Origin of the sequence: Azohydromonas aeria, from assembly GCF_009760915.1 — a bacterium.
GTDB lineage: Bacteria > Pseudomonadota > Gammaproteobacteria > Burkholderiales > Burkholderiaceae_C > Azohydromonas > Azohydromonas aeria.
On sequence record NZ_VIDQ01000088.1, the window covers coordinates 1 to 15,581 of the forward strand.

The following is a 15,581-nucleotide window of genomic DNA, read 5'->3' on the forward strand; positions in this document are numbered from 1 at the left end:
AGCGGTATTGGCGAAGTGCTTGCAATGACCATTGCCTACGAAACGGGCAGTATTGAGCGATTTGAAACGCCTGGCGACTTTGCTTCTTATGCTCGCACGGTGGACAGTCGGCGAGAATCAAATGGCAAGAAAAAGGGTTCAGGCAACGCAAAGTGCGGCAACAAGCATTTGGCTTGGGCATTCGTTGAGGCGGCACATTTTGCCATCCGCTACGACGCCACCATCAAGCGCTGGTATCAGAAGAAGTGCGCTAAAACCTTGCCCGTGGTGGCTATCAAGGCAGTGGCACACAAGCTTGCCAGGGCTTGCTTTCACGTGATGAAGAGTGGCTCCTCATTCGATGCGGGAAAGGCATTTGGATAGCAAGCAACTGATTCAATGGAACAACGGCAGCAGTATTGCCATGGGGTTGGAAGAACCATCAGACCTGATTGCACGCCGTCGTTGATCCCGCCCGATTACAGAGGTTTGCTGCGCCTGCACCGCGAGCCACTTGGGGTTGGATCACTTTTGGGTGAAGCCATGGACCTGTGCGGCTGAAATTTCAGCTGCCTGTTTGGACACGGTGAGGAACAGAAGGTTTTCTGGGGCTGCGAATGCAGCCAGGGGCCTGGCAGCGCGAGTTGCCAAGGTCTTGATCCTGATGGGTGACTGGTGCGCCGCGTGCGTAACCATGAACTGAGAACCAAGTGTGTGGCGAACTTGCAGGACGGAGATGTTGGTAAAGACGCGCGGGGTGGCGCGGGGATGCGCTCACCCCTATTGACGGAGACGGCTAATGGGTGACCCTAGCAACACGCTAGCAACACGGCTGACTTGGGGGCCGCCTGGATTCCCGCCTTCGCGGGAATGACGATGCAGCGCACGGACCGCCCGTGCCAACGGGCTACCGGCAATTCATCAATTCCCGCCCCTCCCCGCCCCCAGCATCGCCACCACCGCCGCATGCGTGTACCGGCTCGCCACGTCCTCGATGAACCGGTTGAAATCCACGTGCGCCGTGTCGTCGGCCCGGTCGGAAATGGTGCGCATCACGGCGCAGGGCACGTTGAAGTCGTGGCAGACCTGCGCCAGCGCGGCGCCTTCCATTTCCACCGCCTGCGCGTCGGCGTGGTCCCGCCGCAGCGCCGCGGCCTCCGGCGCGCTGCTGACGAAGCGGTCGCCGCTGACGATCAGGCCGCGGTGCACCCGCGGCGCATGCGCCACGCCGCAGCCCTGCAGTTGCGCCCGCGACAGCTCGGCACAGCGGTCCGCCGCCACGTCGGCCAGCACGCGCGCGCAGGCAATCTCCAGCCGGCGCGACAGCAGCGCGTCGGTGCCGAAGCGGCTCTGGCCGTACAGCGGCACCTCGAAGCGCGGAAAGATCGGCGAGGCGTCCATGTCGTGCTGCAGCAGCGCATCGGCCACCACGATGTCGCCGATGCGCACGTCCTGCCCCAAGCCCCCGGCCACGCCGGTGAAGATCAGCGCGCCGACCTGGAAATGCTCCAGCAGCACCGCCGCGGTGGTTGCCGCCGCCACCTTGCCGATCAATGAGCGCACCAGCACGACTTCCTGCCCGTGCAGGTGGCCGACCCAGAACTCGCGCCCCGCGCGCTTGATGCACTGCGCATCCGGCAACTCGGCCTGCAGGCCGCGCAGCTCCTGGTCCATGGCACTCACGATGGCCAGACGGCTCATGGCTTCAATCCTTTCGCGGGCGGCTCCCGCATTCCCGACGTTCCTGTTTCCCCGGCTGCGACGGCCGGCGCCGGGCAGGAGTATCAGCGACGCACGCGGTCACACCAGGCTGCGATGGCGGCACCGTGGCGCAGGCCGTTCATCCTTCGACGCGCACGCAGGGCGTGCCCTGTGCTGAGGTATCGAAGCATCAGGACGAACGGAATACGTCGTCCAGCGCCAGCTCCACCCGCACCCCGCCCCCGCCGCCGGCCTCGATGCGAATGGCGCCCTGGAACACTTCCTCCAGCGCCCGCCGGATCCCGGCCTCCCCCGGCGCCCCCGCCGCCACGACGCGCCCGGCGGCCATCACCACCACCCGGTCCGCGCGCAGCGCGATGGGCAAGTCGTGCAGCACCGTCACCACCGCGCGCGGCTGCGCGGCGTCACGCGCCAGCTGCGCGAACAGCCGCGCCAGCGCCACCTGGTGCGGCGGGTCCAGGTGCGTCGTGGGCTCGTCGAGCAGCAGCAGCGGCGCCTCGGTGGCCAGGGCCCGCGCCAGCAGCACGCGCTGGCGCTCGCCGCCGGACAGCGCCACCAGCCGCCGCGAAACCCACGCCTCGCACTGCGTCAGCGCCATGGCCCGCGCCACGGCCGCGGCATCGGCCGGCCCTGGCGTGCCCATCAGGCCCAGCCGCGCGATGCGGCCCAGCGCCACCGTCTCGCGCACCGTCAGCTCGCCGGTGATTTCTCCCTGCTGCGCCAGCCAGGCGATCTCGCGCGCACGCTCGGCCGCGCGCAGCCGCTGCACCGGGCGCCCGTTCAGCCGCACCTCGCCCGCGGCCGGCCCCTGCAGCCCGGCCAGCGCGCGCAGCAGCGTGGATTTACCCGCGCCGTTCGGCCCGACGATGGCGGTCCAGCCGGCACCGATGTCCAGGTCCACCCCGTCCAGCGCCAGCCGATTCCCCAACCGCACCGACAGGCCACGCGCCTGCAACCGCGCCGCGGTCACGACAGCCCCCTCCGGCGCAGCAGCACGAACAGGTACAGCCCGCCCAGCACGGCGGTGACCACGCCCACGGGCAGCTCCTGCGGCGCGATCACGGCGCGCGACAGCACGTCGGCGCCCAGCAGCAGCACCGCGCCCATGCCGGCGCTGGCACCCAGCAGCCAGCCGTGCGCGCCCGGCGCATGCCGCCGCACCAGGTGCGGCGCCACCAGCCCGACGAAGGCCACCAGCCCGGCCTGCGACACCGCCAGCGCCGTGCCCATGCTCATCAGCAGCACCAGCGCCAGGCGCAGGCGGGACAGATCGAGCCCGAGGCTCGCGGCGCTGTCCTCGCCCAGCGTCAGCGCGTCCAGCGCCCGCGCCAGCCGCAATGCCGCCGCCAGGCACAACATCAACCCGCCGCCGAGCAGGCCCAGCGCGGAGGTGCCGATGAAGCTGGTGCTGCCCAGCATGAAGGCCTGCTTGCCGCGCAGCGCGTCCGGGCTGAGCGTGGTCAACAGGTCGCTGGCCGCGCCCAGCAGCACCGCCACCACCACGCCGGCCAGCAGCAGCCGCGTGGTGTGCACCGCGCCGCGCGCCAGCGACAGCGTCAGCAGCACGCCCGCGAGCGCCCCGCAGAAGGCCGCCAGCACCAGCCCCACCCGCTCCAGCCACGCCACGGTGGCCAGGCTTACGTAGGCGCCGCCCAGCGCCGCGCCCGCCAGCACCGCCACCACGGCCAGCCCGGCGCCGGCGGCGGAGCCCAGCAGGTACGGGTCGGCCAGCGGGTTGCGGAACAGGCCCTGCGCGATGGCACCGGTCAGGCCCAGCAGCGCGCCCACCAGTGCCGCGCCCGCGGTGCGCGGGAAACGGATCTCGCCCAGGATCAGCCCCGCCTGCCCGCCCTGCAGATCGCTCAAGAACGCGGCCGGCGAGAAGCCGGCCACGCCCGTCATCAGTCCCGCCGCCAGGCCGAGCACGGCCAGCAGCACCAGCGTCCAGCCCAGGCGGCGGCGCCGGCGCGCGTCGGCGTCCGGCACCGCACGCGTGCCGGCGGTGAACAACGTGGAGACGGCCATGCCCTACTTCCCGCCCAGGCGCACCAGGCAGTCGGCGATCAGCCCGGCGGCCTCGCCCAGGCGCGGGCCCGGGCGGATCAGCATCTCGTATTGCGGCGTCTCGAAACCGCAACGCCGGCCGTCGCGGATCGCCGCCAGCGCGCCCCAGCCCGGACGCTGCGCCATGCCGGCCTGCTCGCGCTGCACACCCATGACGATGTCAGGCTGCGCCCGCACCACGAACTCCGGGTTCAGCTTCGGAAACGGCCCCAGCTCCGCCGGCACGACGTTGCGCAGCCCCAGCCGCGCCAGCGTCTGCCCGATGAAGGAGCTCGTTCCCGCCGCATACGGCCCGCCGCCGATCTCGAAGTACACGCGCTGCCCGGCCAGCGGCACCGGCACGCGCCGCGCCGCGAGGTCCATCTCGCGCTCCAGCTTCGACCACAGCCGCTCGCCCTCGTCCGGCGTGCCCAGCAGTTGCGCCAGCAGGCCCAGCGTGCGGCGCACGTCGGCATGCGTCTCGGATTTCAGGCGCAGCACGCGCAGCCCCAGCGCCTCCAGCCGGTCCAGCGAGCGCGCCGACGTCGAGGCCAGCACCACGTCGGGTTTGAGGGCGGCAATGGCCTCGATCCGCGCGTCCTCCAGCCCGCCCAGGCGCGGCAGCGCGGACAGCGCCGCCGGCCAGTTGGAGTAGCGGTCCACGCCCACGAGCTTCGGGCCGCCGCCCAGGGCCCAGACGCTTTCGGTCAGCGAGGGCAGCAGCGTGACGATGCGCCGCGGCGGCTGATCGAAGCGGTGCTCCACGCCGCGGTCGTCGCGCACGGCGATGGACGCGGGCTGCGCGGCGGCCGGCGCCGCCGCCAGTCCGAGGGCCCCACCCAGCGCCGCCAGCGCGGCCAGCGCCGCACGCCGATGCAAACGCAACCTCACGGCGCCTCCTTCACCTTCCATTCGCAGCCCGCCACCATCAGCGTCACGCGCGCGCACAGCGCCGCCACGCGCTGGTGCAGCAGGCCCAGCGTGTCGACGCAGACGCGCGCCTCGCGCGACATCGGCATGCCGCCCAGGCTGATCTCGTTGGACACCAGCACCACCGGCGAGGCGCTGTCGCGCAGCGCGGCGAGCAGCGCCGCCTCGCGCGCCGGCCAGCCGGTGGAATCCGGCTGTTGCGCGCCGGGCGGCCACAGGCATTGCGTGAGCCACAGCGTCAGGCAGTCCACCACCAGCAGATGGCCGGGTTGCGCCAGCGCGCGCAGCACGCCGGGCAGCTCCAGCGGCGCCTCCACGGTTTCCAGCGCCGGCACGCGCGCGGCGCGGTCGACCTGGTGGCGGCGGATGCGCTGAGCCATCTCGGCGTCGCCCGGCAGCGCGGTGGCGATCAAGGTCGCGCTGCGACCGGGGGCGGCCTCCAGCCAGGCCTTGGCACGCAGCTCCGCCGTGCGCGACTTGCCGCTCTTCGCGCCGCCCAGGATCAGTTCATGGCGAGGAGATTCGGATGGGTTCATGCCAGCGGCTCCGGGCTGAACAGGCGCGCGGCCAGGGCCGGCGCGGAAGGGAACCAGGGATGGAACCAGCTCGCGCGCAGGCTGCCTTCCTGGAACACCGGCTCGCCCGCGCCGGCCGCCGCGCCGCGCGCGGGCTCGGTGTCGAAGGCGGGCACCAGCAGGGTCTCGAAACGCGACCAGTGGAAGCTGTGGCCGCGCAGCTCGGCGTCGCCCAGGCGCAGCCGGTGCGGGCCCAGCGCGGCCAGGCGCCGGCCCAGCCGCACCGTGCCGGGCAGCAGGCCCCACAGCGCGTGGGCGCGCCCCTGCCCGTCGACCAGGGTGTCGGCCAGCGCCATCATCCCGCCGCACTCGGCCCACAGCGGCCGGCCGGCGTCGAGGTGCGCGCGCAACTGCGCCGCCAGGTCCACGCGCGCGGCCAGCGCCGCGGCGTGCAGCTCCGGGTAGCCGCCGGGCAGCCACAGCGCGTCGCAGTCCGGCAGCGCGTCGCCGGCCAGCGGCGAGAAGAAGACCACTTCGGCCCCCAGGGCCCGCAGCTGCGCCAGGTTGGCCGGGTACAGGAAGGCGAAGGCGGCGTCACGCGCCACGGCGATGCGGCGCCCGGCCAGCAGCGGCGCGGCGGCGGGTGCCGGTCCGGTGGCGGGCGCGTCCCAGCGCGGCCAGTCCGCCAGGGCGCGCTGCCCCAGCGGCGTGGCCGCCAGCGCGTCGGCCGCCGCATCCAGCCGCGCCAGCGCGTCCGGCAGCTCCGCGGCCTGCGCCAGGCCCAGGTGGCGCTCGGGCAGCGCCAGCGCCGGGTTGCGCTCCAGGTGGCCGAGCCAGCCGCCGTCGGCGTCCAGCGCCTCGCGCAGCATCGCGGCATGGCGCTCGCCCGCGACGCGGTTGGCCAGCACCCCGGCCCAGGGCAGCCCAGGGCGCCAGGTGCGCAGCCCGTGCGCCAGCGCGCCGAAGGTGCCGGCCATGGCGCCGGCGTCGATCACGGCCAGCACCGGGATGCCGAAGCGCCGCGCCAGGTCGGCGGCGCTGGGCTGGCCGTCGAACAGGCCCATCACGCCCTCGACGACGACCAGGTCCGCCTCGCGCGCCGCGGCGGCCAGGCGCCGCGCGCAGTCGGCCTCGCCGTTGATCCACAGGTCCAGCGAGTCCACCGGCGCGCCGCTGGCCAGGGCCAGCCATTGCGGGTCCAGGAAGTCCGGGCCGCACTTGAAGGCGCGCACCCGCGCGCCGGCGCGGGCATGCAGCCGCGCCAGCGCGGCGGCGACGGTGGTCTTGCCCTGGCCGGAGGCCGGGGCGGCCACCAGCACGGCCGCAGGCGATGCGTTCACGACAGCCATCGCGGCGGCGTCCTTACTGCTGCGTCCAGCGCAGCGCCAGCAGCAGCGTGCGGCCGGCCGTGGCGTAGGTGCGCGCGGTGGCGTAGTCCTTGTCGGCCACGTTGTCCACGCGCGCCTGCAGCTCCAGCCCCGGCGCCAGCGTGCGGCCGGCCACCAGGTTGAGCAGCCCGTAGCCGCCCAGGCGGTTCAGGTTGGCCGCGTCGTCGAAGCGCGCGCTGGCGGCCTGCACCTCGGCGCCCAGGCTCCAGCCGGCCCAGTCGGTGTCGGCGCCCAGCGTGGCCAGGCGCTGGGCGCGGCGCGGCAGCAGCTTGTCGGTGAGGCTGTTGCGCGGGTCGTGCCAATCCAGCGAGGCGCGCAGGCTCACGCCCGCGACACGGGTGCGGCCGTCCAGCGTCACGCCTTCGAGCTCGGCACGGCTGGCGTTGGCGTAGCAGCCGAAGCTGGAGCGGCAGGTGCCCGGGCCGCCGAAGTTGATGAGGTTGCGCACCCGGTTGCGCCAGGCGGTGGCGCCGACCTCGCTGCCGCCCTGGGCCCAGCGCAGCCCGGCCTCGACGTTGCGCCCGGTCTCGGGCTGCAGCGAGGCCACGCCGTACTCGCTGAAGCGCTGGTACAGCGTGGGCGCGCGGAAGGAGGTGCCGGCCGAAGCCGTGACGCGCCACTGCGGCGCGAAGCGCCAGCCCCAGGCCACGCTGCCGGTGTTCTTGCCGCCGAACTCGCTGTCGTCGTCATGCCGGGCATGAACCTGCAGCGCGTGGGCGCCGAAGTCGCCGCGCCAGCCCAGCGTCAGCGCGTTCTGCGCGCGCTGGCCCCGCAGCGTGGCGGCGAAGGCGGTAGCCGGATTCAGCAGCTCGTCCTCGCGCCGCTCCAGCGCCGCCGACACCGTCTGCGTGCCCAGCCTCTCCTCGTGCTGCAGCAAGTAGTCGCGCAGCGTGGTCTCGGTGCGGTAGTAGGAGGGCCGCGTCTCGTAGGTCGTGCGCGACTCGCTCAGCTGGAACCGGCTCTGCGAGGCCTCGGACCAGCGCCCCTGCCAGCCCAGCGCGGCGGTGCGCAGCGTGTGGCGCGACACGTCGTCGGCGGTGCGGCTGCTGTCGTACTGCGAGCGCAGGTGCGTGCCCAGCAGCGAGGCGTGCAGCCGGTGTCCGGGCGTGACCTGGAAACCCACGCGCGCCTGCACCGCGCCGCGCTGCCAGCCGTCGTCGTCGGGGTTGGCCGTGGCCGTGGTGCGGGCGTTGAAGCCGTTGCTCCAGCCCTGGGCGGCGGAGAGCGCGTAGTCGAAGGCGCCCTCCGCGCCGCTCAGGCCGGCGCGGACCTGGCGCGTGTCGTGGCTGCCCACGCTCACGCCGGCGGAAAGCCGCGCCGGGCCGGCGCCGCGCTTGGTGAACAGCTGCACCACGCCGCCGATGGCGTCGGAGCCGTACACCGCGGCGCCGGGGCCGCGCAGCACCTCGACGCGCTCGATCTGCTCGATGGGCACCTGCTCCCACTGCGGGCCGCCGGTGGACTGGGAATCGACGCGCACGCCGTCGATGTAGAGCGCGACGTGCCGGTTCTCGCTGCCGCGGATGAACACGCTGGTGGTGCCGGCCAGGCCGCCGCTGCGGGCGATCTCGACGCCGGGCTGCCGCGCCAGCAGGTCGGCGATGGCGAACACGCCGGCGCGCTCGATGTCGTCGCGGCCGATCACGGACACGTCGGCCAACGCGTCGGCGCGCGGCTGCGGGCTGCGAGTGGCGCTGACGACCACGGCCTCCAGCGGCTGCGCCGCGGCCAGGGCCAGCTGCGCGTCCTGCGCCTGCGCGGCGGCCGGAACGAGGGAGAGCACGCCCACGGCATGCGCGACAAGGCGAGCCACGGGGCTCGGTCGGAAAGGGAACATGGGAACTTCGACACTGCACACTCGCGCCCGGCCGCTTCCCCGCAGCCGCGCGCCTCACGACGCCGCGGCGCCTCAACGGCACCGCGCGTCACCTCGTTGGCCGGTATCCGGGCTGGCGGAGACGACCCATGTGCCCTTCCCAGGCGGCTGCCGCGTCAATCGCGGCGACAGCCCAGTGGATTCGACATGGATTGGGAGCCGCGAAGGGCTCCCGTCCGCTTACCGTTGCGGGGGCAGCTCAGGTTGAGGGCGCAACGCACGGCGGCGTCGTCGGGCCCTTCCTGATTCCCGTTGAACTGTCCTGGCCGGAAAGGGCCGGGACGAGCACCAACGGCGAACATCATAGCGGCCCCGGGCCCGCGGCAGGCTTGAACCGGTTCAATTTTTCCACGACGTTGCCGGCGCAACTTCCCGGGAGGCGCGCTGCGCGCCGCTAGAATCCGCGGCGTTGGTGCTCGGGGCGGCCGTCCGCCGCTCCGGTTAAACGGGAACCAGGAAGGGCGTCGCGCCACGCGCGCCGCCCCAGCCTGGGCTGCCCCCGCAACGGTCAACGGCCGGGGTTTCGAGTCGAAACCCCATCCGGGTCCTCGCCCACTGGAAGCCGCCAGGCTTCCGGGAAGGGTTCCCCGGACAGCGCCGCCAGCCCGGATACCGGCCAACGGGGAGCCGCGTGCGCGCGGCGTGTTGCCAGGAGGCTGCGGGGAGGCCGCCTCCGGCGTCGAGTCCGTGTCCTGCCATGTCTCCTGCTTCCTGCCCGCGCCCTTGGCGCGGTCCTTGCCCCTTCCGTGGTTGCGAGGGCGGCCGCCATGCTTGAGGCCGTTTTCGCCCAGGTGGCCCAGGCCCTGCTCTGGCCGGTGCTGGTGCTGGTGGCGCTGGCCTTCGCCTACGCGCTGTGGGTGGCCGGCGCCACGCTGATGGAAGCGTGGCAACGCCGCCGCCGGCCCGGGCGCACGGCGCTGGCCGGCGCCGCCGCGCTGACGCTGGAGGAGCTGGAGCTGGCCGTGCACCGGCAGCTGGAGCCGGTGCGGCTGCTGGGCCGCGTCAGCCCGATGCTGGGCCTCATCGCCACCATGATCCCGCTGGGCCCGGCCCTGCAGAGCGTGGCCGCCGGGCAGGCGCAGCAGGCGCTGCAGGTGTTCAGCGGCGCCTTCGCCGGCGTGGTGCTGGCGCTGGCGGCCGCGGCCATCGGGCTCACCGTGTACTCCGTGCGCCGGCGCTGGCTGCTGGCCGCGCTGGTGGCCGAGCGCCGCGCCCGGGGCGTGGCCGCATGAGGCCCGGGCGCGGGCCCGACCTCCTGGGCGAGGACGACGACGACCCGATGCTCTCCGCCGTCAACCTGGTGGACGTGTTCCTGGTGCTGGTCGTGGCGCTGCTCACCGCCGTGGCGGCGCAGGGCGCGCGTTCGTCCGCCGCGCAGGCCACGCCGGTGACCCGGGCCGGCGAGGCCGACATGGAGCTGGTCGTGCATGACGACGGTCAGGCCGTGCGCTTCAAGGGCAGCGGCAGCGCCGGCGCCGCCGAGGGCAGCGAGCGCGCGGGCGTGGCCTACCGGCTCAAGGACGGCTCCATCGTCTACGTGCCCGAGGCGGCGGGCGCCGCTGCGCAGCCTGCACGATGAGCCGCCTGCTGGCCGCCTGCCTGCTGCTGAGCTGCGCGCTGGCCCATGCCGCCGGCGAGCGGCTGCTGTGGCTCACCGCCGAGGTCACGCCGGCGCCGCGCACCGCGCTGCTGCAGCGGCTCGCCACCGAGGCGGGTTTTCAGTTGCAGCACCTGGAGCTGCCGCTGCGCGGCCCCGACACGCTCGCGCCCGCGCAGCGCGAGGCCGTGCAGGCCGCGCTCGACGGCGCCGCGCTGGCCTGGGTGGATGCGCCCCACGCCAGCGTCGCGCAACGCCTGCAGCGGCTGCTGGGCGCGCCGCTGCAGGCCTTCGCCGAGCGCCACGGCGCGGGCCGCATCGCCTGGGCGACGCCGGGCTCGGTCGCCGCCGACAACGGCACGCCGCAGGAACGCATTGCCGCCTACCTCGACGCCGGCGGCGAGGCGAACCTGCGCCACGCCCTGGCGCTGGCGCGCGCGCTGGTGGACGGCCGCCCCGCCCCGGCGCTGCCGCCGCCCGCGCACTGGCCGGCGCGCGCGCTGTACCACCCGGACGCGCCAGGCCTGTTCGCCGATGCAGCGGCCTTCGCGCGCTGGCAGGCCACGCAGCCGGCGCTGCGCGACCGTCCGCCCGTGGCCGTGCTGGTGCATCGGCAGAGCTTCGTCAACGGCGCCACGCAGGCGCTGGACGCCTGGCTGAAGGCCTTCGCCCGCGAGGGCTTGGCCGCCTACGCCGTGTTCGGCACGCAGCTCGATGCCGCGGCGCTGGCCGCGCTGCTGGAGCTGCCCGCGCCGCCGGGCGAACCGGCACGGCCGCATCCGCGGCTGCTGGTGACGCACCTGCTGCTGCCGCAGGCCGCGGCGCTGCAGCCGCTGTTCCAGCGCTGGGACCTGCCGGTGCTGGCCACGCTGCCGTACCGGGCCGGCGACCAGGCGGCCTGGGAGCGCGACGCCGCCGGGCTGGCCTCGGCCGACGTGCCGATCTACCTGGCGCAGCCGGAGGCCGCCGGCGCCATCGACCCCCTGCCCGTCATCGCCCACGCCGACCAGGGGCGCCAGCCGCGGCTCCTCGAGCGACAGGCGCTGGCCGTCATCGCCAAGGCGAAGCGGCTGATCGCGCTGCGCGACCAGCCCAACGCCGCCAAGCGGCTGGTGGCCTTCGTCTACAACTACCCGGCCGGCGGCACGAACTTCGGCGCCTCCTTCCTCAACGTGCCGCGCAGCCTGGAACAGGTGTCCGCGGGCCTGGCGCAGGCCGGCTACGCCGTCACGCCGACGCCCGAAGCCGCCTGGATCGACGGCCTGAAGCCGCTGCTGGCGGCCTACTACCAGGGCGCGGACCTGGCCGGGCTGCTGGAGCGCGGCCAGGCCGACGCGCTGCCGCTGGCCGAGTACGAGGCCTGGTGGCGCGCGCTGCCGGCGGCGCAGCGCGAGCGCATCCAGGCGCAGTGGGGGCCGCCCGAAGCCAGCCGCTACGTGGTGGCCTGGCGCGGGCAGCGGGTGTTCGTGATCCCGCGCCTGCAGGCCGGTGCGCTGTCGGTGCTGCCGCAACCGCCGCGCGAGGAGACGCTGCGGCAGGGGCAGGACGCGTTCATGCACCGCAGCGCGCGGGCACTGGCGCACCACTACCTGGCGGTGTACCTGTGGGCGCGCCGGCAGGCCGATGCGGTGATCCACTTCGGCACCCACGGCACGCAGGAATGGGCCCCGGGCAAGGCGCGCGCGCTGGACGTGCTCGACGACGCGCTGCTGCCCCTGGGCGACGTGCCGGTGGTCTATCCCTACATCGTGGACAACCTGGGCGAGGCGCTCACCGCCAAGCGCCGCGGCCGCGCGCTGATGGTGAGCCACCGCACGCCGGTGCTGGCGCCGGCCGGCTTCGAGTCGCGCATGGCGCGCATGCACGAGCTCATGCACGAATGGGAAACGGCCGACGCCGGCCCCACGCGCCAGGCGCTGGAGCGCGAGCTCGTCGAGCGCTTCGTCGAGCACCGGCTGCACCACGACCTGGGCTGGAGCGCCGAGGCCATCGCCGCGGACTTCGCCGGCTTCCTGGAGCAGCTGCATCCCTGGCTGGACCGGCTCGCGCAAAGCGCGCAGCCGCGCGGGCTGGCCGTGTTCGGGCGCGTGCCCGATGCCGCCGCGCGGCGCCAGCAGCTGCTGCAGATGCTGCGCCAGCCGCTGATCGAGGCGCTGGGCGAGGACATCGACGAGGTCTTCCTGATCGACCACGCCGCCGTGGCCGGCTCGCGCCCCGGACGCTGGCTGGAGGTCGCGCTGCGCGACGCCGAAGGCGCGAGCCGGCTCGACCTGCGCCCGCCCGAAGCCGAGGGCCCGGTGCCCAACCGCGCCGCGCGCCAACCCATCGACACGCCCGCATTGCTGGCGCTGGCCGGGCGCGCGCAGGCACTGGAGCGGCTGCTGGCCGCCGAGGGCGAGCTGCCGGGACTGCTGGCGGCGCTGGACGGGCGCTTCATTCCCGCGGCCTACGGCGGCGATCCGGTGCGCAACCCGGAGAGCCTGCCCACGGGGCGCAACCTCACCGGGCTGGACGCGTCGCGGCTGCCCACGCGCCAGGCCTACGAGGTCGCGCAGCGGCTCTTCGACGGCTGGCTGGCGCAGTGGCGCCGCGAGCACGGGCAGCAGGCGCCGGCGCGGCTGGCGCTGTCGCTGTGGGCGGGCGAGACGCTGCGCCACCAGGGCGTGATGGAGGCGCAGGCGCTGGTGGCCCTGGGCGTGCGGCCGGTGTGGGACGAGGCCGGGCGGCCGGCGCAACTGCAGCTCGTCCCGCGCGCGGAGCTTGGCCGCGAGCGCGTGGACGTGCTGCTCAGCGTCACCGGCTCCTACCGCGACCAGTTCCCCGGGCTGATGGCGCTGCTGGACCGCGCCGTGGCGGCCGCCGGCGAGGCCGAGGGCGGCGACAACCCGATCGCGCGCCACGACGCGCGGCTGCGCGCACAACTGCAGGCCGCGGGGCTGCCCGCGCCGCAGGCGGCGCTGCTGGCACGGGCGCGGGTGTTCGGCAACCGGCCGGGCGACTACGGCACCGGGATTTCCGACGCGGTGCAGGCCGACGGGCTGCAGCGCGAGGACGCGCGGCTGGGCGCGCTGTTCCTGCGGCGCATGAGCCAGCCCTTCGTGGACGGGCAGGCGCTGGCGGACGTGCCCGATGCCGCCGCGGCGCAGGCGCTGGGCGCGCACCTGCGCGTGGCCGACGCGGCGCTGATGTCGCGCAGCTCGCACCTCTACGCCATGGCCAGCTCCGACGACCCGTTCCAGTACCTGGGCGGCCTGGCCGCGGCGGCGCGCGCCGCCGGCAAGGCCCAGCCGCTGGACCTGTACGTGAGCCAGCTGCAGGACTCGGGCGAGAGCCACACCGAGCGGGCCGCGAGCGCGCTGGCGCTGGAGCTGCAGTCGCGCTATCTGCACCCGGGCTGGCTGCAGGCACAGCGCGAGGAGGGCTACGCCGGCACGCTGCAGGTGCTCAAGGCGGTGCAGTTCCTGTGGGGCTGGCAGGCCACGGCCGCGCAGGCGGTGCGCCCGGACCAGTGGCAGGCGCTGCACGAGGTGCTGGTGCAGGACCGGCACCGGCTGGGCCTGCCGCAGTGGCTGCGCTCGCATCCCGAGGCCTATGCGCAGGCGCTGGAGCGGCTGATCCAGGCGCAGCGCCTGGGCCACTGGCAGCCCGACGCCGCCACGCGGCAGGCGCTGGCCCGGCTCTATGCCGATCTCACGCGCGCCGCTGCGCTGGCCGCGGAGCTGCGCGGCGTGCGGCAGTGGGTGCAGTCGCAACTGGAGCCCGAGCCGCTGCCGGCAGCGCCGGCCGCAGCGCCCGCGCCGCCACCGGCCCCGGCTGCGCAAACGGCACCGCAGGTCACGCGGGAGGCGGCGCCGCCGCGCGTGGGCATCCTGCTGCGCCGCCAGCCCGAGGCCAGGACGCCGCCGGCCGAACCGCTGCTGTCGCAGGCGCTGGCTTTCATCGCCATGGCGCTGCTGATGCTGGGCGGTGCGGCCTGGCAGGCGCGCCGTCCCATCGACCTCTCAAGCCGTACCGGCCCGCGGCCGGTGTGAAGGACATCCCGCCATGCAGATCGAGACTCCCCCTACCGCCGCCCGCTACGAGCGCCCCGACGGCGAGCGCCGCGGCCTCGTCATCGTCCACACCGGCAACGGCAAGGGCAAGAGCACGGCCGCCTTCGGGCTGGCGCTGCGCGCGCACGGGCGCGGCAAGCGCGTGCACGTGTTCCAGTTCATGAAGGTGCCCAGCGCGCGCTTCGGCGAGCACCGCGCCTTCGAGCAGCTGGGCCTGCCGATCGAGGGCCTGGGCGACGGCTTCAGCTGGAAGAGCCGCGACCTGGAGCATTCGGCCGAGCTGGCGCGGGCGGGCTGGGACAAGGCCGAGGCCATGATCCGCGCCGGCGAGCATTTCATGGTCGTGCTCGACGAGGTGATGTACCCGCTGCGCTACGGCTGGCTGGCGCTGGACACGGTCCTGAAGGCCCTGCGCGAGCGCCCGTCGCACGTCAGCGTGGTGCTCACCGGGCGCGGCGCGCCGCCGGAGCTGATCGACGCGGCCGACACCGTGACCGAGATGGCGCTGGTGAAACACCACTTCAAGGCCGGCGTGCCGGCGCAGCGCGGCATCGAGGACTGATTCATGGCCACCGTCGCCCTGGCCTGCGCGGCGGCGCTGGCGCTGGACCGTGCCTTCGGCGAGCCGCCGCCCTGGCTGCACCCGGTCGTGGGCATGGGCCGCTGCCTGGGCGCCATCGGCCCACGGCTGCTGCGCCTGGCGCCGCGGGCGGCCTTCATCGGCGGCGCGCTGGCCTGGCTGGCCGGGGCCCATGCCGTGGTGCTGCTGGCCTGGGCGCTGCAGGGGGCGCTCGTGCTGTCGCTGCCCTGGTGGGCCGCGGCGCTGGCGCTGGGGCTGCTGCTGAAGCCGCTGCTGGCGTGGCGCATGCTGCGCGACGAGGTCGCGGCGGTGGAGGCGGCGCTGGGGCGCTCTCTCGACGCGGGCCGCCAACAGCTGCAGCGCCTGGTCAGCCGCGACACGGCGCGCCTGTCGCCGCACGAGGTGCGCGAGGCGGCGGTCGAGACGCTGGCCGAGAACCTCAACGACTCGGTCGTCGCGCCACTGTTCTGGTTCGCCGTGGCCGGACTGCCCGGCGCGGCGCTGTACCGCTTCGCCAACACGGCCGACGCGATGTGGGGCTACCGCGGGCCCTGGGAATGGGCCGGCAAGTGGGCCGCGCGCGCCGACGACCTCCTCTCATGGCTGCCGGCGCGCCTGACCGCGCTGCTGCTGGCGCTGGCCGCCGGGCGGCTGCCGGCGGGGCTGGCGCGCGAGGCGCGGCGCACGCCCTCGCCCAACGGCGGCTGGCCCATGGGTGCGATGGCGCTGCTGCTGGGCGTGCGGCTCACCAAGCCCGGCGCGTACGCGCTCAACGCGCCGGCTCGCGTGCCCGAGGGCGCCGACCTGCGCCGGGCGCTGGCCTGGTGCGGCCGCGCGGCGCTGCTCGCCGCCGTGCTGTGCGCGGCGGCCGACCTGGCGCTGTGGAGCCTGCGGTGAGC

The 15,581-nt window shown here is 74.7% G+C and carries 13 protein-coding genes and 2 riboswitches; of the genes, 6 read left to right on the forward strand and 7 right to left on the reverse strand.

Going from position 1 to position 15,581, the window contains the following annotated elements:
• A partial coding sequence (locus tag FJ694_RS31055; RefSeq protein WP_157271403.1) for a transposase occupies positions 1-363 on the forward strand: 363 nt, incomplete at its 5' end.
• Positions 364-900: 537 nt separating this feature from the next.
• Here FJ694_RS31055 and FJ694_RS31060 read toward each other — a convergent pair.
• The 7 genes from FJ694_RS31060 to FJ694_RS31090 all read right to left on the reverse strand — a co-directional run bounded on the left by FJ694_RS31060 (position 901) and on the right by FJ694_RS31090 (position 8,414).
• Positions 901-1,680 carry a 5'-methylthioadenosine/adenosylhomocysteine nucleosidase gene (locus FJ694_RS31060; protein WP_157271404.1) on the reverse strand — a complete coding sequence of 260 codons (780 nt, stop codon included), beginning with the start codon at positions 1,678-1,680 and terminating at the stop codon, positions 901-903.
• A 190-nt stretch (positions 1,681-1,870) separates the two neighbouring features.
• Entirely contained in the window at positions 1,871-2,671 is an 801-nt protein-coding gene (locus FJ694_RS31065; protein WP_157271405.1) for an ABC transporter ATP-binding protein, read from the reverse strand.
• Entirely contained in the window at positions 2,668-3,726 is a 1,059-nt protein-coding gene (locus FJ694_RS31070; RefSeq protein WP_157271406.1) for a FecCD family ABC transporter permease, read from the reverse strand. The genes FJ694_RS31065 and FJ694_RS31070 overlap by 4 nt, the downstream gene beginning before the upstream one ends.
• Positions 3,727-3,729: 3 nt before the next feature.
• Positions 3,730-4,656, reverse strand: a complete 927-nt coding sequence (locus FJ694_RS31075) for an ABC transporter substrate-binding protein (RefSeq protein WP_157271407.1) — start codon at positions 4,654-4,656, stop codon at positions 3,730-3,732.
• Positions 4,632-5,210, reverse strand: coding sequence for a bifunctional adenosylcobinamide kinase/adenosylcobinamide-phosphate guanylyltransferase (locus FJ694_RS31080; RefSeq protein WP_157271408.1), 579 nt, complete (start codon positions 5,208-5,210; stop codon positions 4,632-4,634). Before FJ694_RS31080 ends, FJ694_RS31075 begins: the two co-directional genes overlap by 25 nt.
• The gene (locus tag FJ694_RS31085; RefSeq protein ID WP_157271409.1) at positions 5,207-6,538 is read right to left on the reverse strand and encodes a cobyrinic acid a,c-diamide synthase CobB; all 1,332 of its coding nucleotides are present in this window, start codon (positions 6,536-6,538) and stop codon (positions 5,207-5,209) included. The genes FJ694_RS31080 and FJ694_RS31085 overlap by 4 nt, the downstream gene beginning before the upstream one ends.
• Before the next feature lie 13 nt (positions 6,539-6,551).
• Positions 6,552-8,414, reverse strand: coding sequence for a TonB-dependent receptor domain-containing protein (locus FJ694_RS31090; RefSeq protein WP_157271410.1), 1,863 nt, complete (start codon positions 8,412-8,414; stop codon positions 6,552-6,554).
• A gap of 81 nt (positions 8,415-8,495) precedes the next feature.
• Positions 8,496-8,761, reverse strand: a riboswitch (cobalamin riboswitch).
• A gap of 85 nt (positions 8,762-8,846) precedes the next feature.
• Positions 8,847-9,088: riboswitch (cobalamin riboswitch) on the forward strand.
• A gap of 132 nt (positions 9,089-9,220) precedes the next feature.
• Here FJ694_RS31090 and FJ694_RS31095 point away from each other — a divergent pair.
• The 5 genes from FJ694_RS31095 to cbiB are packed head-to-tail and all read left to right on the forward strand — an operon-like array spanning position 9,221 to position 15,579.
• Entirely contained in the window at positions 9,221-9,685 is a 465-nt protein-coding gene (locus tag FJ694_RS31095; RefSeq protein WP_157271411.1) for a hypothetical protein, read from the forward strand.
• A complete protein-coding gene (locus tag FJ694_RS31100; RefSeq protein ID WP_157271412.1) occupies positions 9,682-10,032 on the forward strand; it encodes a DUF2149 domain-containing protein in 351 nt (116 codons plus the stop codon). Before FJ694_RS31095 ends, FJ694_RS31100 begins: the two co-directional genes overlap by 4 nt.
• On the forward strand, positions 10,029-14,081 hold the full coding sequence (gene cobN, locus FJ694_RS31105; RefSeq protein WP_157271413.1) for a cobaltochelatase subunit CobN: 4,053 nt from the start codon (positions 10,029-10,031) through the stop codon (positions 14,079-14,081). Before FJ694_RS31100 ends, cobN begins: the two co-directional genes overlap by 4 nt.
• A gap of 13 nt (positions 14,082-14,094) precedes the next feature.
• A complete protein-coding gene (gene cobO, locus FJ694_RS31110; RefSeq protein ID WP_157271414.1) occupies positions 14,095-14,664 on the forward strand; it encodes a cob(I)yrinic acid a,c-diamide adenosyltransferase in 570 nt (189 codons plus the stop codon).
• A gap of 3 nt (positions 14,665-14,667) precedes the next feature.
• Positions 14,668-15,579, forward strand: coding sequence for an adenosylcobinamide-phosphate synthase CbiB (cbiB, locus tag FJ694_RS31115; protein WP_157271415.1), 912 nt, complete (start codon positions 14,668-14,670; stop codon positions 15,577-15,579).
• Positions 15,580-15,581: the final 2 nt, after the last annotated feature.